Origin of the sequence: Photorhabdus viridis, assembly GCF_040256935.1 — a bacterium.
Classification (GTDB): Bacteria; Pseudomonadota; Gammaproteobacteria; order Enterobacterales; family Enterobacteriaceae; genus Photorhabdus; species Photorhabdus viridis.
Map to the genome: position 1 here is coordinate 108,580 of NZ_JBEJZY010000002.1, position 21,818 is coordinate 130,397.

24 protein-coding genes are annotated in these 21,818 nt (G+C 42.7%); 9 read left to right on the forward strand and 15 right to left on the reverse strand.

The genetic code is table 11. From position 1 onward, the window contains the following. Nucleotides 1-11: 11 nt before the first annotated feature. From ABR397_RS01440 to rfaQ, 3 genes are read right to left on the reverse strand one after another with little or no spacing between them, the layout of a single operon-like run. Complete coding sequence (locus tag ABR397_RS01440) at nucleotides 12-1,106, reverse strand: glycosyltransferase (protein ID WP_350304153.1); 1,095 nt, start codon at nucleotides 1,104-1,106, stop codon at nucleotides 12-14. After that, nucleotides 1,103-2,233 (reverse strand): glycosyltransferase family 4 protein, encoded by a 1,131-nt coding sequence (locus ABR397_RS01445; RefSeq protein WP_350304154.1) that lies wholly within the window; start codon nucleotides 2,231-2,233, stop codon nucleotides 1,103-1,105. Before ABR397_RS01445 ends, ABR397_RS01440 begins: the two co-directional genes overlap by 4 nt. Next, nucleotides 2,230-3,294 carry a putative lipopolysaccharide heptosyltransferase III gene (rfaQ, locus tag ABR397_RS01450; protein WP_350304155.1) on the reverse strand — a complete coding sequence of 355 codons (1,065 nt, stop codon included), beginning with the start codon at nucleotides 3,292-3,294 and terminating at the stop codon, nucleotides 2,230-2,232. The genes ABR397_RS01445 and rfaQ overlap by 4 nt, the downstream gene beginning before the upstream one ends. A gap of 230 nt (nucleotides 3,295-3,524) precedes the next feature. Between rfaQ and waaA the strand changes: the two genes are divergently transcribed. From waaA to coaD, 3 genes are read left to right on the forward strand one after another with little or no spacing between them, the layout of a single operon-like run. Continuing rightward, nucleotides 3,525-4,802, forward strand: a complete 1,278-nt coding sequence (gene waaA / locus ABR397_RS01455; protein ID WP_350304156.1) for a lipid IV(A) 3-deoxy-D-manno-octulosonic acid transferase — start codon at nucleotides 3,525-3,527, stop codon at nucleotides 4,800-4,802. Continuing rightward, on the forward strand, nucleotides 4,803-5,576 hold the full coding sequence (locus tag ABR397_RS01460) for a glycosyltransferase family 2 protein (protein WP_350304157.1): 774 nt from the start codon (nucleotides 4,803-4,805) through the stop codon (nucleotides 5,574-5,576). It begins immediately after the preceding gene. Continuing rightward, nucleotides 5,576-6,058 (forward strand): pantetheine-phosphate adenylyltransferase, encoded by a 483-nt coding sequence (coaD, locus tag ABR397_RS01465; RefSeq protein ID WP_046974543.1) that lies wholly within the window; start codon nucleotides 5,576-5,578, stop codon nucleotides 6,056-6,058. The genes ABR397_RS01460 and coaD overlap by 1 nt, the downstream gene beginning before the upstream one ends. A 75-nt stretch (nucleotides 6,059-6,133) precedes the next feature. On the opposite strand, the gene mutM is transcribed toward coaD, so the two are convergent. Then, the gene (gene mutM, locus ABR397_RS01470; protein WP_350304158.1) at nucleotides 6,134-6,943 is read right to left on the reverse strand and encodes a bifunctional DNA-formamidopyrimidine glycosylase/DNA-(apurinic or apyrimidinic site) lyase; all 810 of its coding nucleotides are present in this window, start codon (nucleotides 6,941-6,943) and stop codon (nucleotides 6,134-6,136) included. A gap of 115 nt (nucleotides 6,944-7,058) precedes the next feature. On the opposite strand from mutM, the gene rfaL reads away from it, so the two are divergent. Continuing rightward, complete coding sequence (gene rfaL / locus ABR397_RS01475) at nucleotides 7,059-8,282, forward strand: O-antigen ligase RfaL (protein ID WP_350304159.1); 1,224 nt, start codon at nucleotides 7,059-7,061, stop codon at nucleotides 8,280-8,282. Nucleotides 8,283-8,337: 55 nt separating this feature from the next. Here the strand turns inward: rfaL and ABR397_RS01480 are convergent, their stop codons facing one another. The 7 genes from ABR397_RS01480 to radC all read right to left on the reverse strand — a co-directional run bounded on the left by ABR397_RS01480 (nucleotide 8,338) and on the right by radC (nucleotide 14,449). Further along, nucleotides 8,338-9,513 (reverse strand): glycosyltransferase, encoded by a 1,176-nt coding sequence (locus tag ABR397_RS01480; RefSeq protein WP_350304160.1) that lies wholly within the window; start codon nucleotides 9,511-9,513, stop codon nucleotides 8,338-8,340. After that, a complete protein-coding gene (locus ABR397_RS01485; protein WP_350304161.1) occupies nucleotides 9,494-10,612 on the reverse strand; it encodes a glycosyltransferase family 4 protein in 1,119 nt (372 codons plus the stop codon). The genes ABR397_RS01480 and ABR397_RS01485 overlap by 20 nt, the downstream gene beginning before the upstream one ends. Nucleotides 10,613-10,619: 7 nt before the next feature. Further along, nucleotides 10,620-11,618, reverse strand: coding sequence for a glycosyltransferase family 9 protein (locus tag ABR397_RS01490; RefSeq protein ID WP_350304162.1), 999 nt, complete (start codon nucleotides 11,616-11,618; stop codon nucleotides 10,620-10,622). 186 nt (nucleotides 11,619-11,804) lie between these two features. Beyond that, nucleotides 11,805-12,926 carry a glycosyltransferase family 4 protein gene (locus ABR397_RS01495; RefSeq protein WP_350304163.1) on the reverse strand — a complete coding sequence of 374 codons (1,122 nt, stop codon included), beginning with the start codon at nucleotides 12,924-12,926 and terminating at the stop codon, nucleotides 11,805-11,807. A 175-nt stretch (nucleotides 12,927-13,101) separates the two neighbouring features. After that, nucleotides 13,102-13,269, reverse strand: a complete 168-nt coding sequence (rpmG, locus tag ABR397_RS01500; protein ID WP_010847629.1) for a 50S ribosomal protein L33 — start codon at nucleotides 13,267-13,269, stop codon at nucleotides 13,102-13,104. 11 nt (nucleotides 13,270-13,280) lie between these two features. After that, on the reverse strand, nucleotides 13,281-13,517 hold the full coding sequence (gene rpmB, locus ABR397_RS01505; RefSeq protein WP_004265123.1) for a 50S ribosomal protein L28: 237 nt from the start codon (nucleotides 13,515-13,517) through the stop codon (nucleotides 13,281-13,283). A gap of 239 nt (nucleotides 13,518-13,756) precedes the next feature. Next, nucleotides 13,757-14,449, reverse strand: coding sequence for a RadC family protein (gene radC / locus ABR397_RS01510; protein ID WP_350304192.1), 693 nt, complete (start codon nucleotides 14,447-14,449; stop codon nucleotides 13,757-13,759). 201 nt (nucleotides 14,450-14,650) lie between these two features. On the opposite strand from radC, the gene coaBC reads away from it, so the two are divergent. The 3 genes from coaBC to slmA all read left to right on the forward strand — a co-directional run bounded on the left by coaBC (nucleotide 14,651) and on the right by slmA (nucleotide 17,017). Beyond that, nucleotides 14,651-15,865, forward strand: a complete 1,215-nt coding sequence (gene coaBC, locus ABR397_RS01515; RefSeq protein ID WP_350304164.1) for a bifunctional phosphopantothenoylcysteine decarboxylase/phosphopantothenate--cysteine ligase CoaBC — start codon at nucleotides 14,651-14,653, stop codon at nucleotides 15,863-15,865. After that, entirely contained in the window at nucleotides 15,843-16,301 is a 459-nt protein-coding gene (gene dut / locus ABR397_RS01520) for a dUTP diphosphatase (RefSeq protein WP_036838854.1), read from the forward strand. Before coaBC ends, dut begins: the two co-directional genes overlap by 23 nt. 116 nt (nucleotides 16,302-16,417) lie before the next feature. Beyond that, nucleotides 16,418-17,017, forward strand: a complete 600-nt coding sequence (slmA, locus tag ABR397_RS01525; RefSeq protein WP_070974914.1) for a nucleoid occlusion factor SlmA — start codon at nucleotides 16,418-16,420, stop codon at nucleotides 17,015-17,017. A 59-nt stretch (nucleotides 17,018-17,076) separates the two neighbouring features. On the opposite strand, the gene pyrE is transcribed toward slmA, so the two are convergent. Both pyrE and rph read right to left on the reverse strand, forming a co-directional pair. Further along, on the reverse strand, nucleotides 17,077-17,718 hold the full coding sequence (pyrE, locus tag ABR397_RS01530) for an orotate phosphoribosyltransferase (RefSeq protein WP_021324115.1): 642 nt from the start codon (nucleotides 17,716-17,718) through the stop codon (nucleotides 17,077-17,079). A gap of 88 nt (nucleotides 17,719-17,806) precedes the next feature. Continuing rightward, nucleotides 17,807-18,520: a ribonuclease PH gene (gene rph, locus ABR397_RS01535; RefSeq protein WP_350304165.1), complete on the reverse strand. Its 714-nt coding sequence runs from the start codon at nucleotides 18,518-18,520 to the stop codon at nucleotides 17,807-17,809. Nucleotides 18,521-18,646: 126 nt separating this feature from the next. Between rph and ABR397_RS01540 the strand changes: the two genes are divergently transcribed. Both ABR397_RS01540 and ABR397_RS01545 read left to right on the forward strand, forming a co-directional pair. Next, entirely contained in the window at nucleotides 18,647-19,510 is an 864-nt protein-coding gene (locus ABR397_RS01540; protein WP_021324117.1) for a YicC/YloC family endoribonuclease, read from the forward strand. 397 nt (nucleotides 19,511-19,907) lie between these two features. Continuing rightward, on the forward strand, nucleotides 19,908-21,377 hold the full coding sequence (locus ABR397_RS01545) for a DNA translocase FtsK (RefSeq protein ID WP_350304166.1): 1,470 nt from the start codon (nucleotides 19,908-19,910) through the stop codon (nucleotides 21,375-21,377). 95 nt (nucleotides 21,378-21,472) lie between these two features. Here the strand turns inward: ABR397_RS01545 and rhuM are convergent, their stop codons facing one another. Both rhuM and ABR397_RS01555 read right to left on the reverse strand, forming a co-directional pair. Further along, nucleotides 21,473-21,646 carry a RhuM family protein gene (rhuM, locus tag ABR397_RS01550; RefSeq protein WP_350304193.1) on the reverse strand — a complete coding sequence of 58 codons (174 nt, stop codon included), beginning with the start codon at nucleotides 21,644-21,646 and terminating at the stop codon, nucleotides 21,473-21,475. Then, the gene (locus tag ABR397_RS01555; RefSeq protein ID WP_350304167.1) at nucleotides 21,624-21,812 is read right to left on the reverse strand and encodes a hypothetical protein; all 189 of its coding nucleotides are present in this window, start codon (nucleotides 21,810-21,812) and stop codon (nucleotides 21,624-21,626) included. Before ABR397_RS01555 ends, rhuM begins: the two co-directional genes overlap by 23 nt. Nucleotides 21,813-21,818 lie beyond the last annotated feature (6 nt).

The window sequence follows — 21,818 nt, forward strand, 5'->3', positions numbered from 1 at the left end:
CTTATTAAGCTTTATAAAGATAAATATTTTGCCAAAACAATATCTAAATCAAACTTCTTATACATATCCTCTGTGATGACTGGAGGTTCCAAGAAAACAAGCGTCATTTTCTCTGCAAGTGAGCCAACGGTCAGTTCTGATTTATATTTTTCCAGCTCACCAACCATAATTTCATTCACTCCACCCGGACATGCCACACTGACAATTGGAGTATCGCAAATCAATGATTCAATCAGTACATTACCCAGCCCTTCACTGTCAGAACTTAAGACAACCGCTTTAGCCCCACGAATAACAGGTAATGGGTTTTCGAGGAATCCGGTTAGGATGACTTTAGATTGTAAGTTTAAATCCGCAATCTTTTGTTTTATCTGTTGAGTAATAGACGCATCTCCATGACCAACAATCAATAATTTACATGGCAGAGCTGCTTTCGCAAAAGCCTCCAATAAACGATCATGCCGCTTAACCTGGTGAAATCGGCCAACATGTAATAAATACGTTTCATCCGAATAAGGATTATTTTGCCAAGATTTTTCTTTAATGTCAGGAATGTTGAAAGGATTATAAATTGTCACCATTTTCTTAGGCTTGAGTGACAGATTAATGGCTAAATCTTTCCCGACGGCATCAGAGACACAAATTAGATTCCGATTATTATATGTCCATTTAATTTTCTGTTTCTTTATCCAACGGGGTAATCCGCTTTTATTGCCAAGGTACGAATTCGAGAACACACCATGAATACAAAACCACACATTTAATCCCGCCAGTACCTTTGATTTTACGACAATGCGATCGGTTTTATGCAAATTTGATACAATCAATGAGGGGATTCCCTTCCGAAGAAATATTTTTTCTAAAACTTTATCCATAGATTTAGCCCTACGGCAAATCTCAGTCTGTCTTCTGAAAGGCCCATTGTACTCGTCAGCATCAATAATCAGTTCAATGCCATCAGGCACTAAATACTCACATTTTTCCGCCAGAGAAAGTAGCGTAATATCATACCCTTTCTGTTGCAGACCATCACAAAGCCGGATAGTGACATTTTCTGCGCCTCCACCAGGTAATCCATCAATGATAAATAATATGTGTCCTTTCATGATGAGAGCACCCTTTCGTATAGTCCAATCAGCTGTTGTGATAAATGTTCCGGTGTGTAAGGCAGCACCTTAGTTCTCGCTAATTCTGACATTTTATTATTCAAATGATCAGAAGGCGTATTTTGAATCGCTTCTGTAATATCCCGGATATCCAAAGCATCACATACAAACCCGTTACTTCCAGAGGTAACAAATTCAGCGCCACCGCATGTCGTACTGGTTATGACCGGAAGCCCGCAAGCCATTGCCTCCAATATTACATTTGGGAACGGATCATATAAGGTAGGTAACAACAAACCATCTGCAATCTGATAAAAAGGCAGTGTCTTTTTCTGAACGCCCATAAATCTGATTCGCGCATTGCACCCCAGAGAATTGGCTAACTGCTTATATTTCTTCTCTTCTTTATCCTGACCCACAACAATTAAATATGCATCAGTAGCACTAACTGCTTGAATCGCTACTTTTAGCCCCTTTCGCTCAAACCCGGAACCAACATAAATGAAACATTTTGCCTGTTGGGGAAGATCATATTCTTTCCTTAACAGAATTCTCTGAGATTCTATTGCCGGAAAAAATTGCTTATGGTCTATCGCATTATAAATAACTGATATTTTTCTCTCCGAAAGGTCAAAATCCGCCATGACCTCCCATTTTACCATTTCCGAGTTACAAATAACCATTTTTAGTTCTGGCGCCGAATACATTTTTTGCTCAGCATCCATAACATAACGATGGTAACGACTCGCAAAAAGTAATTTGCCTCTCCAGGGGGATAAAACCCGGGCACGCTGTTGCAACCACCGCTGATGAACACCATCACCCGCACGGTAAATATCGCAACCAGCAATGCGTTCGTGACTTTGAACAAGATCAAATTGCTCTTTTTCCCATACTGCTCTGGCCGCTTTAGCAAATCCTCTCTCACGGCTGATTCTTCCCCATTTATGAGAATTTGCTAAATGAACATGCCAGTCAGGACTCATGTCTCCCTGCCAGGAACGAGTAATAACATTAAGCTCCAGATTTTCATTACCTAAAGCTTCTAAGGCGCGGGAGACAAAACGTTCTGCGCCGCCATCCGGACGATATTTCTGCCGAACAATCGCAAGACGTACTGATTTCATAATAAATTTCTCCGGGCAGCAGCAATAACTACATCACTGGGAATGACATTCAGATAACGTATGCCCGTTTTAGTATCAACATCATCAGGATCAGGTAAATCACCATAATCACCAGCCCAAATTACTTCACCCTTCGCTTCCCATGGGTGCCAGAATACTAACTTTGATGGCCCAAATAAAGCAATACAAGGTGTTTTCAATGCTGCGGCCATATGCATAGAAATAGAGTCTACCCCTATGAATAAATTAGCTTCATCAATCAGCGCTGCAAGTTGAGGTAAAGTTAATAGGCCAGCAAAAGAAATAACTCTCTCTTTTGGGCAGCTTGATAAAATAGTCTCGACCATATCTTCTTCCTTACGATCTGGCCCGGAGGTAACAACAATTGTCCAACCATCAGACTGTAATGCACTAATCGTTTCACCCATCTTTTTCTCATCCCAACATTTGAAAAACCAGCGGGATGTTGGCTGCACAACAATATATTTTTGACTTACCCCGCGCTGCTCAAGAAGTGCCCGGACAGCGTCTCTATCCTCCCGACGGTAACTCATTGTCACTTTAGTACTGGTCGATGAAAGATTTAACAGCGAAAGAGTTGACAAATTTTGCTCAACAATATGCAAAAATTCACTATGCTCTGTTGGCACTAGATTTGTGAAACATTTTTTCCAAAACAAGCTTCGTCGTTTTGCTAAATCAAACCCAATACGTACTTTTGCTCTGGTAAATCGTGTCACAAACGCACTATACCATTGATCAGAGAGATTAATAACTATGTCATATTTACGACTCCTTAATTGTTTAAGTAATCTCCATTCATGACTAAAACGTGCTCTGGTTCCTTGCTTCTTCCATTGCCTATCCATAGAAAATATGTTTGCTACAGAAGAAAAATTAGCCAGTATAGGTTCTGTTTCTTTGTAGAGTAAAACATCAATTTCTACTGAGGGATAATTCTCCTTCAGAGTATTAATAACAGGTGTAACTAATAGCACATCACCATGATGTCGTAACTTTATTATCAGAATACGGCTAAATCGGGTTGTTAATTTACTCATGGCATTCCCAGTATAAAGGCACAGATAATAAGGAAAAAGCTGTCTCTATATGTTCGGAAGCTGTAAAAAACTCCTGCTACTTTTATATATAATAGAAGCACAATTTTACCCCAAAAACCTAATTTACCGCTCCTATTCTGTTCAGATTCTAGAAGCCATACGCATTTTCATACTTTCTTTGAAGCAGTGTGATACTATTGGCGCTAATTTATATAAATGAATTTGATAGAATGTTACTGCGTTTATATCAGGTACTTCTCTACCTTATCCAACCTCTGATTTGGTTGCGTTTATTACTTCGCAGCCGCAAGGCTCCTGCTTACCGTAAACGTTGGGGTGAACGTTATGGTTTCTGTGCCGGTAAAGTTGCCGCTGGGGGCATTCTGCTTCACTCAGTGTCCGTCGGTGAGACATTGGCTGCAATCCCTTTAGTTAGAGCTTTACGCCATCATTACCCTTTTTTACCGATTACGGTGACGACGATGACGCCAACGGGTTCAGAAAGAGTCCTCTCCGCGTTGGGGAATGATGTCAATCACGTCTATTTGCCATACGATCTTCCCGGCTCCATGGAGCGTTTTCTCAATCAAGTTAATCCAAAGTTAGTCATCATTATGGAAACAGAACTTTGGCCTAATCTGATTTTTCAACTCCACCAACGTAACATTCCTCTGGTTATTGCTAATGCCCGTTTATCTGCACGTTCAGCGGCGGGATACCAGAAAGTCGGTAATTTCGTAAAAATAATTTTACGAAAAATTACCCTGATTTCGGCTCAGAATCAGGAAGATAGCGAACGTTTTATTGAACTAGGTTTGAGGCGCTCTCAACTGGCTGTCACCGGTAGTTTGAAATTCGATATCTCAGTAACACCTGAATTGGCAGCTAAAGCCGTAACATTACGACGCCAATGGGCTGCTCGCCGTCCTGTCTGGATAGCGACCAGTACCCATGATGGAGAAGAGAGCATTATTCTGGATGCTCATTGCAAGTTACTAAAACAGTGTCCAAATCTGCTGCTTATCCTGGTGCCGCGTCATCCTGAACGTTTTGCTAAAGCTGAAGAATTAACAAAGAAAGCCGGGCTAAGTTATATCCTTCGCAGCTACGATAAAATTCCTGACGCCAATATTCAGGTTGTTATCGGCGATACTATGGGTGAGCTGATGCTGCTCTATGGTATTGCCGATCTGGCTTTTGTTGGCGGCAGCCTGGTTGAACGCGGCGGGCATAACCCACTGGAAGCCGCAGCTCATGCCATTCCGGTGTTAATGGGCCCACATACCTTTAATTTTAAAGATATCTGCGCCAAACTGGATCAGGCTAATGGTCTGATTACCGTTACGGATAGCCAGTCTTTGTTCACCGAAATCAATAGTTTACTGACTGACGAAGATTATCGCCTGTATTATGGCCGCCATGCAGCGGAGGTATTACATGAAAATCAGGGAGCGCTTCAACGTCTGCTTAAATTACTGGAACCCTACCTCCCGCCCCGGAGTCACTAAATGAATGAGAGAAAGCGCCTTTCCGTTGTAATGATTGCTAAGAATTCAGCGGATCTGATAGCAGATTGCCTGGCCTCAGTCAGTTGGGCTGATGAGATCATCGTGCTTGATTCTGGCAGTTCAGACGATACCTGCCAGATAGCACAGGCAATGGGGGCAAAAGTATTCTCTAATATTCACTGGCCGGGGTTTGGTCGTCAGCGTCAATTAGCTCAGCAATATGCTTCTGGCGATTATATTTTTATGATTGATACCGATGAGCGTGTGACGCCAGAACTGAGAGTATCCATAGAGCAGGTTCTGGCACATGCTGATGACAACAAGGTCTATAGTTGCGCCCGCCGGAATCTGTTTCTTGGCCGCTTTATGCAACACAGCGGCTGGTACCCGGATCGGGTTATTCGCCTCTACGCCCGCAATCGTTATCAATACAATGATAATCAGGTTCATGAATCCCTTGAATCTCATGGAGTTCCAATTGTTATTTTGCCAGGGGATTTACGCCATCTTACTTGTCGTAATCTGATGGAGTTTCAGACAAAACAACTGAATTACGCTAAAGCATGGGCAAAACAGCGTCATGAACAAGGTAAACAGTGCAGTTATTTTTCGATTTTCAGTCATACTTTTGGCGCTTTCTTTAAAACCTGGCTGTTGCGTGCTGGCTTTCTTGATGGTAAACAAGGGTTAGTACTAGCTATCGTTAACGCTCAATATACGTTTAATAAATATGTTGCGTTGTGGGAAAAGAGATTGCAAAAGGGTAAAAATTGATGACAACCAAAGCTATTTATCCCGGAACATTTGATCCTGTTACCTATGGGCATATTGATATCGTTACCCGCGCTGCAAATATGTTTGACCACGTTTTATTTGCTATCGCCAATAGTGCCAGAAAGAACCCAATGTTTACTCTAGATGAACGCATTACCCTAGCGAAAGAGGTGACCTCACATCTGGATAATGTAGAAGTGGTCGGTTTTTGTGAATTGATGGCTAATTTCGCCAAAAAACAACAAGTCAATGTTCTTATCCGTGGTCTCCGTTCAGTATCTGATTTTGAGTATGAATGGCAGCTCGCCAATATGAACCGCCACTTTATGCCTGAATTAGAAAGTGTCTTTTTGCTGCCATCACAAAATCTCTCGTTTGTATCTTCATCCTTGATTAAAGATGTCGCCCGCCACGATGGCGATATCTCATCATTCCTGCCAGAACCTGTTGCACAAGCCATGCTAAAAAAACTCGGCAAGTAATTTACTGAGCTTACTGGGAGCGACGCACAGTAGGATATCTCCCTATGCTACGCCTCCCCAAGCCTCCGGCATCCACTAAAACTGGCAGCGACGACAAAAGAAAGTACTGCGCTGCCCAAGTTTAATACTTTCTATTTTCTCACCACAAATCCGGCATGGCTCTCCTGCCCTGCCATACACAAACAGTTCCTGAGCAAAATATCCCGGTTTACCATCAGATTGCAGGAAATCCCTGAGTGTTGTCCCCCCCTGCTCAATAGATCGTTGCAGGACCTTTTTAATCGTTTCTGCCAGTAAACTCGCCTCACGCTCAGTTAATGTATATGACGGGCGATCAGGCCGAATATGAGCAGTAAACAACGCTTCATTCGCATAGATATTACCGACGCCGACAACCAGTTTATTATCCATTAACCAAGGCTTAATCAATGTTCTTTTACTATTTGAGCGAGTGTAGAGATAAGCGCCGTTAAAATCATTAGAAAGTGGTTCAGGCCCCAAATGCGTTAATACTGAGCACTGATTGAGATCATCACTCCATAGCCACGCTCCAAACCGTCTTGGGTCGGTATAACGCAAAACCTTGCCGTCTGCCATGACTAAATCCACATGATCATGTTTCTCCGCTGGGCATTCCTCCAATAAGATCCGCAAACTGCCCGACATACCCAAATGAACAATAATCCAACCATCTGCCAATTCAATCAGCAAATATTTGGCCCGGCGTTGAACACTGAGCACAAACTGATCACTCAGCTTCATAATTTCTTCCGCTACCGGCCAGCGTAACCTCCCATTCCGGACTACCGCATGTTGGATCACGTTCCCTACCAGATGTGGTTCTATCCCTCTCCGGCTGGTTTCTACCTCTGGTAGTTCTGGCATGATAATAGCTCCTGTATTATGTATGTCTGTTTCAACTCTATTGCATCTCAGCAGATTAAGATAATCTTTTCATGTATCATTTCCAACCAAGTTCAACCGAAATGAAAACAGATTAATGAATATGTTTAATTTTAGAAATTGTAATAAAAAATCATTATGGAATTTATCCCTTATTGGGATCTATATAGCCCTGGTTTATCTGCCTGATATAACAAGATATAAAAACCTGGTTATTATCCTGATTGGCATTACCGCACTGACCTATCTGGTAACAGATTTTCGTCAGGTAATGCACTCTATGCGTAATTCCCTATTTCTGTCTATTCTGTTATTCATCTTAGCAATGTTCTATTCAGTCGCGATTTCAGTCGATCCCGCATTGAGTTTTCAAGAGATGAATAAACCTATTCTGAATGGATTGCTGCTGTTCAGTTTTACTTTTCCGGTTGTATTGTACAAAGAGAATAAAGAAAGCATTGCCAAGATGATTCTGTTCTCATTCGCCATTGGGATGCTGGCAATATGCCTGACCGATATCGGTAGATACATTATTAACTACAATCAGGGTGAAATGCCTTTCACCGGCTATAGCCACCGGGAATTTTCCTACGGTTTCATTTTCTATTTCCCAATTTTACTTTGTACTTGGGCATCGTGGAAAAAGCATACCTTAGTTAGCTGGCTGATATTGGCTGTTGCTTCGGCTATCAGCCTGTTTCTGTTGTTAGGCACCTTAACCCGTGGTGCCTGGGTAGCTGCTGTTGTTATAACGGCCTTTATCATCGTTATTAACCGGGAATGGAAACTGGCACTTGCAGCAGCAATATGTTTAGGTTTATTAGCAGTCACAACACACTTAACCACTATAGATAATGGAACTACCAAACTATTAGTTTATAAGCTCACACAAACAGACAGTACACATCGATATACCAATGGCGTACAAAGCTCTGCTCTGGCTTTAATCATGGAAAACCCTATCAAAGGCTATGGTTATGGCAATAAAGTCTACCATAAAGTCTACAACGAACGAGCTGCTGACTATCCAAACTGGATATTTCGCACGTCTATCGGCCCCCATAATATCTTTCTGGCGCTCTGGTTTGCAGGTGGAATCATCGGCCTGATCACAACTTTATTGATGACTATCTCAGCGCTGTACACCGGTAGTCATATTATCACCCGTAACAGCGGAAGGATAAAGCAGGCAGGTATCATTCTACTGACCGGGTTTATCGGACTATTTATTGTCCGTGGCGCCTTTGAAAATACCTATATCAATGAAATAGGTATTTTATTTGGCTTGATGATTGCGCTGTATAAAAAGAAAAGTGACTAGCAAAATATCCCAGCCATATCATCAGTGGCTGTATATGACTTCTCCACACCGATTATTATGCAGAAATATCCTTTGATATCGTCTGCATAATAAGCCTGGCCCGCTTATCCCAGTTAAAACTCTCTGTTACCAATATTTTTGCATAACCGACCTGTGCTTTAACTCTCCCTGGATTGTCTCTCAATAACTGGATTTGCTGAGCAAAACTTGCCGCATTTTCACTGTCAGCAAAACTGACCGCGTTTTCATCAACCACATCACGAATAGAAGGAAAATCGGAAATAACCACGGGTTTCCCCATCGCCATATACTCAAATAGCTTCAGTGGTGAGGTATAGCGGCTGCCAATACTGGTTTTAGTTAATGGCAACAGACAAATATCATTATCTGCAATTATCTGGAAACGCAATTTAGGCTGAATAAATCCAAGAAAATTGACTCGGCCACAAACACCAATCTGCTGAGCAATTTGCCGTAACTGTTGAATCTGTTCTGGTTCACCACCCGCAATATTCAGTACTGCATTTTCAAGATAACTCATCGCCTTAATCGCCGTCGGAACCCCCTTCCAATGATGCAAACTTCCCAGATAAAGAATTTGGGTTGGTAATTTGCTGTTAATTGATGCGAGTTTATTTGATGATATCGACTCTACTGCCAGCATATCTACACCATCTGGCGTAACAACAATGGATGTCTCGACATTATATTCATTGATAATGTCATCACGCAGTAGCGAAGTCAGAACAAAAACAACCTTAGACTGACTATAAACAAGATGTTCAGTTTCTCTTAACTTCTGATATTTATGCTGATCTCTATTTTTACTCAAATCATGTGACTCTTTAAACGACTGAGCAAAAACTTCATGACTTTCGAAAAAAAGAGGAATTTCTGGATGTTTACATAAGAGATACTTCGCCATTTTCAGATTACGGGTAAAAGCGGCATCTATTCTGTTCTTTTTCAACCAACTGGAAACCTGAAAATAGAACATCTTTTGGGTATTAAACGGAAAATACCATTTACGCCGGATATTGCGTAATGATATCAATGTAGCCGATGATGATAATGAGCGTCCAAGAATCTCCTCTGCGGTATTTTTACCTTCAGGCGTAACCAGATAGACATCAGCTCCCTGTCGAGCAAACGCATCAACATTCTGCAAAATTTGTAATGATGCAACCCGATAATCAGGAACCGGATAAGGATCAATATAGGCAATCTTCATTGTTTATTGCTTTCAGTAAACGATTGGCTGAATGTTCCCAGGTATACATTGTTTCAATCCGCTGGCGAGCTTCTTTTCCCATTATTAGCCCTCTGTCTGGCTGAGACAATAAAAAATTAACTGCATCGACAATGGCTGAAGCATCCCCTGGCGTGACCAAAATACCTGACTTATTCTCGTTACCGACAACTTCCGGTATGCCTCCGATATAACTGGCAATAACAGGTCTGCCACACGCCATAGCTTCCGCGATTGTTATTCCAAACGCTTCATCACCAATACTTGGGAAGATCCCCGCATCACCAGCAGCATAATATTCAGGCAATTGATCATGTCCTACAGGCGGGTGAAAAATTACCTGTTTTGCCAGTCGCAGCGCCGCAACCCGTTTTTCCAAACGTTTCAGATCTTCACCCACCCCGATAATCAGTAATTTAACATCTTTATCCTGTAGCTGAGCCATTGCATCAATCGCCACATGCATACCTTTCCAACCAACCAAACGCCCAGCAAAGGTCAGCAAAAATGTTTTATCGCTAATTCCAAGACGAGTTCTGACGGCAGAGTCAGCCGGCCTGAATTTATTAATATCAACGCCATTGTAAATAACCTTTGGGAATTGTTTAAAATGGTGCTGAATCTGCCAGGCATTAAAATGACTGCATGCTACCCAAGCTGAAATTCGTTTACTCAGCGTCCTGTCACCCTTGAAGAAACTGGTACCGCCGCTCATATAACAAAACTTAGTACGACTCCCTTTCGGCATCATTCGCGGCCAGAAAAAATCAAATGGTTTAGTCAGAATAATCCAGTCAAAATCTTCAGTAATAACCGTATTACGGGCATGGCGAGCAAACGAGTAACGTTCAATAATACGCTGAAAACGCCGACCGATATTAATCACTTTCTCTCTGGGAGTGAATGGAAAAGTATGAATCCGTATTGCTCTTCCATTTAGTTCTGGCCGGACATCACCCGTTCCACCCAAAATATGGATCTCATGACCGGCATCAGTCAGCGCTTTCGCAAGTTCCCAGACTGCCGTCTGAATGCCACCGTAAGACATAGTCACAGTGACATCAATTAAACCTATTTTCATCTGTCTATTACCCTGCTGACCTGGTTGCCAATAATTTCTGAGTTGCCTGCCAGACTTGCTCAACAGATATAGCAGACATCGGATCTTCACGTGTGGCTTGCATATAATGAACGGGATGCTCAATAACCACCAAATGTGCATGCTGTTGAGGCGCTAAAAAACGGCCCGGGTGAAAACTGTGATACATCGCAACCATCGGGATACCTAATGCGCCGGCTAAATGTGTCGGCCCAGTATCAACACCAACGTACAAATCAAGTTTGCTCATCATTGCAGCATTTTGTCGCATTGTCAGCCTCCCCACCAGAGAAGTACATTTTTCAGCACCGAGTCTTTCTGCCAGTGATTGAGCAACAATTTCACCATCAGTGCTACCTAATAACATAATATGCGAATGTGGATAACCGCGATAAATGCATTGCGCTAATTTATAAAAATGTTCAACCGGCCAGTCACGATAAGCTTTTGCCGGGAAGCTTTGTAACTGCAAACCAATCAGGAGCTTATTATCCAAATGACGCTGCCGCATAAAATCATCGGCAAAACGTAGCTCCCCTTCACTAACACAATAATTCAACCGCCAATCACTCACCTCAACATCTACCGCATTAGCAAGCATCGCCCGTTCTTGTTGAGCTGGCATCAATACTTCTGGCTTTTTCACTGCTATCCAACCCGATTGCAACGAAGATTCATCTGAAAATGAAACTGTTAAGCATGATTTGCGTTTTGCATACTGTAATAATGGTTTATCGTCGCTATATACTAAAGCCAAATCATAATGTTTACCGGTAAACCAACCACACCATTTTGCCTTGCCTTTTGAAAAAGCAGTCAATCTATTGATATCACTTATATTTTCAAGAATCTGTTTAGTTCTTTTATGCGCCATAACATCAATATTCGCACCAGGCCACTTCTGTTTTAAAGCACGAAGTACCGGTGTCACCAGTAAGGTATCACCGAAACGCGCTATGACAATGACCAGAATATTTTGGATTTGCATAAGACAATTATCTGATTAATCTGCTATAAAATTCAACAAAATATACAACAAAGCTTTTTTATATGCTATCGTTCGGGGTAGGATAATTAAACCACAATCAACTTTATAGCCATTTAATATCAATAAATTACTTTTCGTCCAGAACCATAAGTCAAAGGATAGCACCGAGAATAATCTTAAAGAGTGTTAATGATTCTTACCTTTAATGCTGTGAAAAAAGATCTTTTCCATTTTATCCAGCATATTATCCATTCCAAATAAAGCAATTGCCCGCGCTAATGAAGAATGACTGAATTGCAAGCGCAGTTCATTACTATGAATCAACAACTCTAAACTTTCTGTCAATAGCTCTACATTTCTGGGTTCCACGATATAACCCGTTTCACCATCAACTACCGCTTCGGTAATCGCGCCAACCGAGGTTGATACAACAGGTATCCCACACGCCATTGCCTGCATAATCCCTTGCGGCACGCCTTCATTACCAAAAGAAGGTAATGCAAATAAATCCATCGCATTCAAGCAATCAGGAACATCCTGACGGTTACCTAAAAAAATGACGCTATCCGACAAACCTTCTCGCTTCACCAACGGTTCCAGTGACTTACGTTGTGGGCCATCACCAACAAACAAAAGCTGCCAGTCAGGATATTTCTGGTGTAAAACCTTCCAACTTTCTAACAGATAACGATGCCCTTTCCAGGTTCTCATCGTCGCAACGACACCTAATGTCGGTTTATCCTTAATACCAATCCGCTGACGGCAAACTTTCTTATCTTCCGGCCGGAAACGATCCAAGTTGATACCGGTGGGTACTGATGTCATATGTTGTAATGGATAACGATTATTGGCATGCAAATGCTGGCGTAATTTTTCACCGGTAGTCGCAATATGCCGGCACGCTTTCAGATACAACCAACGGGTTGTCATTGAATTAGAAACCTGGGTTGATACATGCCGGGTTCTGACCATCGGCGGCATATGCCTCAACGTTGCACAAGCCAAAGCAACCAACCATGAATCTGTCGAGCTGTGTGTATTAATAACGTCAAACTGACGGCCTTCTTTTTTCAACCAGTTACGCATAGCAAGAAAGCTGGACCACCGTTTTTTCTCAATAGGCAAGGCTACAACTGGCACACCATAAGATTTTGCTTCACGGTAGATGTTAGAATTTGGACAGCAAACAATAACCACCTTGTGCCCACGTTTTATCATTCCCTGGGATTCCGTCAGAATACGAATTTCCTGACCTCCCCAACCACAAGAAGATTCTGTATGTAAAATATTTAGTTTTTCTTTAGCCATTTCGGCTCCATATCCAGCCCGCCGGAAGATGTTAGTATAGCGAAACAGCATCTTACGTCTATGAATAACCGGATATATATGAAACGTTGAGAAGAATGAGTGAATATCGACTATAAAACCTATAGGCAACAAAAAACCCGGCCAAGAGCCGGGTTTTTTATCAAATCAGCCAAAGTTATTTAATCTTAGCTTCTTTGTACATTACATGCTGACGAACAACTGGATCAAACTTTTTCATTTCCAGTTTCTCAGGCATAGTGCGCTTATTCTTCGTAGTGGTATAGAAGTGACCAGTACCAGCTGAAGAAACAAGCTTGATTTTATCGCGAATACCTTTAGCCATTTTTCAGCTCCTTAGTACTTCTCACCACGGGTACGAAGTTCAGCCAAAACTGCATCGATACCCTTCTTATCAATCACACGCATACCTTTAGCAGATACACGCAGAGTTACAAAGCGCTTCTCGGACTCAACCCAGAAACGGTGGGAATGCAGGTTAGGCAAAAAACGACGCTTAGTCGCATTCAATGCGTGAGAGCGGTTATTTCCACTCATCGGGCGTTTGCCAGTAACTTGGCAGACTCGGGACATGTCTATTCTCCAAAAATCAAATCAGCTCGAGCTTTGTATTGGGTATGGCCGCCTCGTCAGGCTTAGGAGCCCATCTCAGCAAATTCTACTGAAAAGACTCACATTTACTCAGAAAATGTGCTGAGATAGGCTCTTCTCGCCAAACCAAAGATCCTCAAAGGTGGCGTAGTATACGCCCTCAATCGCTGACGCTCAAGTCCCGCACAACTAAAGATCCCCAAGGAGCTTGAAAAAGTTGGCTAAATCCAGCCTCGTTCAGCAAATGAGACGCAACATTGCCGACCAATAACCAGATGATCCAACACTTGTACACCAACCAAATTGCAGGCATTAATGACTTTGTCTGTAACAATTTTATCCGCCAGGCTAGGCTCCGCATGACCTGATGGGTGATTATGCGCCAAAATAATAGATGAAGCATTTACCTTTATCGCCGATCTGACAATTTCACGAGGATGAACTTCAACTTTATTGATTGTGCCTTTAAACATTTCCTCATGACAGATGACTTTATTTTGATTATTGAGAAACAACACAACAAATACTTCCCTGTCACGCCCTGATAACAAGTTTTGCAAATACTCTTGAGTCACACTTGGGCTGCTCATAATATCTTCATGAACGAACTGACTAGAGAAAAAACGTTTTGCCAATTCTGCAATAGCCTGCAATTGTGCATATTTGGCTAATCCCATCCCTTTATGAGAACAGAAAGTGTCATAATCAGCAGAGAGTAAATGGTACAGAGACCCAAATTCTTTCAGCAAAAATTCAGCCATCCGTAAAACCGGAAGCCCTCTGGTCCCGGTGCGCAGAAAAATAGCCAGTAGCTCCGCATCCGTTAGAGAAACTGAACCATATGCCAGTAATTTTTCTCTGGGCGCTAAATTTGAATATATTTCTTCTGTATTTTCAGCAATGCCAACTTCCATATATTCATCTCCCTGCCCCTGTTTCATCTGATACAAACAGTATTCCATGCCTTAACAATAAGGACGAACGTCATATTCATAAGCTGCGTAGCCGCTCGCAAACTTACCCTTTTTCACTATCAAAGTTCAGACTATCCTCAACTCTGTAATCTCTTGTGATAAAATCCAGAACCCTTGCAACTTAATATTCGGACAACCACGATGGCAGGACTTTCCGGCAAACAGATTGTACTCGGTATTAGCGGAGGGATCGCCGCTTACAAAACACCCGAACTAGTACGCCGCCTGCGTGATCACGGCGCACAGGTACGTGTAGTGATGACACCGGCAGCAGAAGCGTTTATTACGCCGCTAACGTTGCAGGCAGTTTCCGGTTACCCCGTCTCCGACGACCTGTTAGATCCGGCCGCGGAAGCTGCTATGGGGCATATAGAACTTGGCAAATGGGCTGATCTCATTATTCTCGCCCCAGCTACGGCTGATTTACTGGCTCGTCTGGTAGTTGGTATGGCAAATGATCTGGTGACAACTGTCTGTCTGGCTTCCCCGGCGCCCGTTGCCGTGTTACCTGCAATGAATCAACAAATGTTTCGTGCTCAAGCAACACAACATAATCTCAAAATTCTTGAAGAGCGAGGGGTGCTCCTGTGGGGTCCGGACAGTGGCAATCAGGCTTGCGGTGACGTTGGCCCTGGAAGAATGCTGGAGCCAATGGCGATTGTTGAACTGGCTGAAAAACATTTTCAAGCAAGCCACGACTTAGCTCGCCTAAAACTTGCTATTACCGCCGGACCAACCCGTGAAGCGCTGGATCCTATCCGTTTTATCAGCAATCACAGCTCCGGCAAAATGGGGTTTGCCATCGCCCAGGCCGCAGCGGCACGTGGCGCAGAAGTCACCCTTATCACAGGCCCCGTTAATTTACCGACCCCACCGGGTATCAAACGAATCGACGTAACCAGCGCCTTGGAAATGAATCAACAAGTACAGGCAGTAGCCGGTTCACAGGACATTTTTATTGGTTGTGCTGCGGTTGCAGATTACCGCGCTAAACAAATTGCCCCAGAAAAAATTAAAAAACAGGGTGAAGAAATTACTTTTACTCTGATTAAAAACCCAGACATTGTTGCCAATGTAGCCACAATGCAAGAAAATCGCCCTTTTGTTGTTGGATTTGCGGCTGAAACCCAGAATGTGGAAGAATACGCACGTAAAAAACTAGACCAAAAACATTTGGATCTGATTTGTGCGAATGATGTATCCCTTACTGGCCACGGCTTTAACAGTGATACTAATGCACTACATTTGTTCTGGCATGAGGGGAATATCCGCTTACCTCATAGTAATAAGTTATTACTCAGCCACCATTTATTAGACGAGATAGTCAGACGCTATGATGAAAAAAATCGACGTTAAAATCCTTGATCCACGTATCGGGCAGGAATTTCCTCTGCCAACTTACGCGACTCCCGGTTCCGCAGGTTTAGATTTGCGGGCTTGCCTCGACAACGCGGTCGAACTGGCTCCAGGACAAACTGAACTTCTTCCGACCGGGCTTGCTATTCATATTGGCGATGAGCAACTGGCAGCGGTTATTCTGCCCCGTTCAGGCCTTGGACATAAACATGGCGTCGTTCTGGGTAATCTGGTTGGTTTGATTGATTCTGATTACCAAGGTCAGCTGATGGTTTCGGTCTGGAACCGTGGTGATAAAACTTTCACTATCGAGCCAGGCGAACGTATCGCTCAGATGGTTTTTGTACCCGTCGTTCAGGCTGAATTCAATCTGGTAGAAGATTTTGAAACCAGCGAAAGAGGCAACGGTGGTTTTGGTCATTCCGGTCGCCAATAAATCTCTGTAAAACCTAATATCATTAACCAATTATCATATTCTTTGCTCAAAATACTCTTGGGCAAAGAATTGCTGATTTGTTTATTTTACTGTTCTTAGCAGAGGTCTTGTCAGACATGGCAGAAAACGAAAATACGAAGAAAAGAAACAGGCGCGAGGAGATTTTGCAGGCCCTTGCGCATATGCTGCAATCCAGTGATGGCAGCCAGCGGATAACTACCGCTAAACTGGCCGCCAACGTAGGCGTTTCCGAAGCTGCACTGTACCGGCATTTTCCCAGTAAAACCCGGATGTTTGACAGCTTGATCGAGTTTATTGAAGACACATTAATTTCACGAATTAACCTGATTCTGCAAGACGAAAAAGACACTATTACTCGTATCCGCCTGATATTGGTTCTGATTCTAGGCTTCTCAGAAAAAAATCCAGGTCTGACCCGTATCATGACAGGCCATGCTCTGATGTTTGAACAAAATCGGCTGCAAGGGCGCATAAATCAATTATTTGAACGAATTGAAGTACAGATCCGTCAAGTTTTGAAAGAGAAAAAATTACGTGATGGGCAAGGTTTCAGTTATGATGAGTCGTTATTAGCTTCTCAGTTACTGGCGTTTTGTGAAGGAATGCTATCACGCTTTGTTCGCTCAGAATTCCACTATCGCCCAACACAGGAATTTGAAGCACGCTGGCCATTATTATTGGCCCAGTTACAATAAGCTATTCTACTACTCACCCCGCCCGTTATTGGGCGAGGGCTTTTTTTAAAGCTTACCTGTCAGATACCGTACTGCTCACGATATGCCTTCACTGCATCCAGGTGATCTTTCATCTCTGGCTGACTATCTAAATAACTAATCAAATCATTCAGGGTAATAATGGAAAACACGTTGCAACCATAATCTCTTTCAATTTCCTGAATTGCTGAGATTTCACCCTTCCCTCGTTCCTGACGATCAAGACAAATCATCACACCGGCAAGAGTCGCATTATGCTGCTTGATAATTTCCATGGATTCACGGATAGCTGTGCCTGCGGTAATAACATCATCAACCAGAACAACATTTCCTTTAAGTGGACTACCGACCAAAGTGCCACCTTCGCCATGATCTTTAGCTTCCTTGCGATTAAAACAATATGGCATATCAATATCATGGTGATCTGCCAATGCAACCGCCGTTGTTGTTACGATTGGAATCCCCTTATAAGCTGGTCCGAACAACAAATCACACTGAGTACCGCTATCCAACAATGCTGCCGCATAAAAACGCCCGATTAACGCCAAATCACGCCCGGTATTAAACAGCCCGGCATTAAAAAAATACGGGCTTTTACGTCCTGATTTCAGGGTAAATTCCCCAAACTTCAGTACCTGTTTTTTTAGCGCAAGCTCAATAAATTCGCGCTGATAGGCTTTCATTGGTGTCTCTCCTCTCTCTTAGTTATGGTTATCCGCCGCCATACAACAGGCACAAAAAAGGCGACTAATATGTCGCCTGATCAACTTATTATTTTAACGCATTTCTCTGCGCTTCAAAAATGTCCTCTAATCCCCCCTTGGCAAGGGACAACAAGGACAACAACTCATCATGACTAAACGGCTCGCCTTCCGCAGTGCCTTGCACTTCAATCATCCGGCCATCTTCCATCATCACAACGTTCATATCAGTTTCTGCTGCTGAATCTTCAACATATTCCAGATCGCAACGGCCTTCACCATCCACAATACCGACAGAGACCGCAGCAACCATTGATTTCAGAGGACTTTCTTTTAACTTGCCTGCTGCAACTATTTTATTCAGCGCATCAACCAGCGCTACACAAGCACCCGTTATAGACGCTGTGCGAGTACCGCCATCAGCTTGAATCACATCACAATCCAGGGTAATGGTATATTCACCCAGTTTTTTCAGATCAACAGCGGCACGCAGCGAACGGGCGATTAAACGCTGGATTTCCATAGTACGCCCCCCCTGTTTTCCTCTGGCTGCTTCACGGGCATTTCGGGTATGAGTAGAACGCGGCAACATGCCATATTCAGCCGTAACCCAACCTTGTCCCTGACCTTTCAGGAAACGGGGAACCCCTTCTTCAACGGATGCATTACATAACACTTTAGTCTCCCCAAACTCCACCAGAACCGAACCTTCAGCGTGCTTAGTGTAATTACGGGTTATAGTGATAGGGCGCACTTGCTCTGCCGCTCTTCCTGCTGGGCGCATAGTGTTATCTCCGTTGTTAAATCATCATTGGGGGCGCATTATACGGCCTAACAGGGCTAATGCCTATCCTGCATCTACAACGAGCGTTATAATCCCTTAATCTTTTATTTAAATTGGGAACGAATCATGATTCGTAGTATGACTGCTTTTGCACGGCGAGATATCAAAAGTGAATGGGGCAATGCGGCTTGGGAACTGCGCTCCGTTAATCAGCGTTATTTAGAGACTTATATCCGCCTGCCAGAACAATTCAGAAGCTTGGAACCAGTGATCCGTGAACGCATTCGTTCCCGTCTGACTCGCGGAAAAGTTGAGTGCAACCTGCGTTTCGAACTGGACTCACGCACTCAAGGCGAACTCATTCTAAATGAAACTTTGGCGAAACAGCTGGTAAATGCAGCGAATTGGGTCAAACAACAGAGTAATGAAGGTAAAATCAATCCTGTTGATATCCTCCGCTGGCCAGGTGTCATGGCAGCGGAAGAGCAGGATTTGGATGCTATCAGTACCCAACTGCTGGAAGAGCTGGAGAAAACACTGGACGCTTTCATTCAAAGCCGTGAAACCGAAGGTACTGCACTTAAGACCATGATTGAACAGCGTCTGGATGCTGTCACCGAAGAAGTCAGTAAAGTTCGCCAGCAAATGCCTGAAATCATGCAATGGCAGCGGGAACGCCTGCAAACTAAACTGGAAGAAGCTCAGGTACAGCTCGAAAATAACCGTCTTGAACAGGAGCTGGTCCTGTTGGCTCAACGCCTTGATGTGGCGGAAGAATTAGATCGCCTCGATGCCCATGTTAAAGAAACCCACAATATCCTGAAGAAAAAAGAAGCCGTCGGCCGTCGGCTGGATTTTATGATGCAGGAATTTAACCGCGAGTCTAATACTCTGGCATCTAAATCTATTAATGCCGATATCACCAATTCCGCTATTGAATTGAAGGTGCTGATTGAGCAGATGCGGGAGCAGATTCAGAATATTGAGTAAGTTTTCATAGCATTCCACATCACTACACTAAGCCAGTATAGATACTGTTTTTACTGGCTTTCAATTCAAATAAAAGGGTAGAAATTTGCCGCTACGGTATTACCGGCAAGTTGAAATATTCTCTGTCTTAACAATGGAAACACAGTTAACAACAAGATTATGCATCTAGTTGAAGAGGAAACCGTATATGAGGATTAATCCTGAGGATTTTGAGCTGCTAGTTGAGCGGACAAATTACAAAAAAATACATAAAATTAAAGGCAATAAACCATCAGCCAATATTCAGATTCGATCATCTTGACGAAATAGCTATACTAAGGAGTTTTTAGATAACACAGAATTCTGAACACGCTCTGGATTATAGTAAAACTTTCTAGATGTCAAAGCCGAGGGATTTATGTCTAACTCTATGATAAATAAACTACCAGCATTTGATTTATTACTCTTGCCTCCTGTAAATGAGGCTCAGGTAGCCAGTTCAGAACTGCCTAAAATGGCTGAATCAATAGAATCATGCTTAGCAGCTTATGGCATTGAGGCCAATGTGGAGCATATATCTCCAGGGCCAATGTATATTCATTTTGATCTGCTTCCAGCATCCGGCATTAAAGTTTCCCAGATTGCTAATTTATCTCACGATATAACACGCTCTCTTTCTGCATCTTCTATACAAGTTGTGCCAGTCATACCGGGTACACCATATATCGGCCTGGATGTACTTAAAAATAGTCGTGATACCGTTTACCTACGTACAGTTCTGGATTGCGCTCAGTTTAGAGAAGTTGATTCTCATCTAGCGATAGCTTTGGGCAAAGATATTTCTGGAAAACCCATCATCACAACTTTGACTCATATGCAGCACTTGCTAATCGGGGGAATGACAGGATCTGGTAAGTCTACGTTTATTCACTCCATGATTCTTAGCATACTATATAAAGCTACACCGGTAGACGTTCGCTTTATCATGATTGATACGAACATGTTGGAACTTTCTGTTTACAAAAAACTACCTCATTTACTGACAAGAATCATTAACAATACAGAAGAAGCTGTTCATACGCTACATTGGTGCATCAGTGAGATGGAACGGCGTTATAAACTACTGTCAGTACTTGGCGTTCGTAGTCTGGTTGAATATAACCGGCGTGTACAGCAAGCAGCAGATCTGAGACACCCTATCCCTAATCCTTTCTGGGTCCCTGCTGATGGGGCAAATATGACAATGTTGATGCAATTACCCAATATTGTTATTGTGATCGATGAGTTTTCCGATTTGATACTTAAAGCAGGTGAGGAGGTAGAAACATTACTAATATCTCTCGTTCAGCAAGCTCATATTACTGGTATTCATCTAATACTTGCTACTCGATATATCTCAGTTGATATCATTACCAATCTGATTAAAAGTAATATCCCTACACGAATTGCTTTTTCAGTATTCGATAAAACTGATTCACGTATTATCTCAGGCCAAAATGGCGCTGAATTACTGCCCATAGGAGATATGCTTTACATAGCCCCTAACTTGGTCGAGCCACTTCGTTTACATGGTGCTTTAGTGCATGAGCAGGAAATATACGCAGTAATACAAGCCTGGCAAACATATGGTCAACCTCAATATATTGAAATTATCCCTGAGAATAATAACAAAGCACTAATGCTTGAAGATGAAGAGTTTGATCCATTGTTTGATCAGGCTGTCATTTTCGTCATAGAAAAACAACGGGTATCAATATCTGGAGTCCAACGCCAATTTCGAATCGGCTATAACAGGGCTGCGCGTATTATTGAACAAATGGAAACCTCTGGTATCATCAGTATGCCTGATAATAATGGCAACCGGAGTGTATTGGCTCGACCATTATAAAAAACAAAGAGTAAGTGACTTCTGCAAAGCACATTCAACTTTTTTCTTGTTGTATATGTATACCAGTAGCACTGTAAAAACTGTAATAGACTCCATCACATTTGGCGAAAACGAGTTGCAGTATGGCCCTGTACCCGATAACCAACGGAGATAATAGCATCCAGATTATAATGTTTAAGACTTCTTCTGACTCGCCTTAATCCTTCTTTTCGAACAACTAAGAAATCCTTAGTTGTTGAATTTCGCTCAAGCTCTCCTTCTATAAATATATGGCTTTAAATGCATTTGTACATTTTCCGGGCTTGTCTGAAACAATTCCGCCATCAATGCTTGCGTTAGCCAAACTGTTTCATCCTGAAAACGAACGTCCAATCGGGTTTCCCCATCTTCGGTTTGATAGATAATAAACTGCGAATGATTATCTGTGTTTTCCATTTTTTT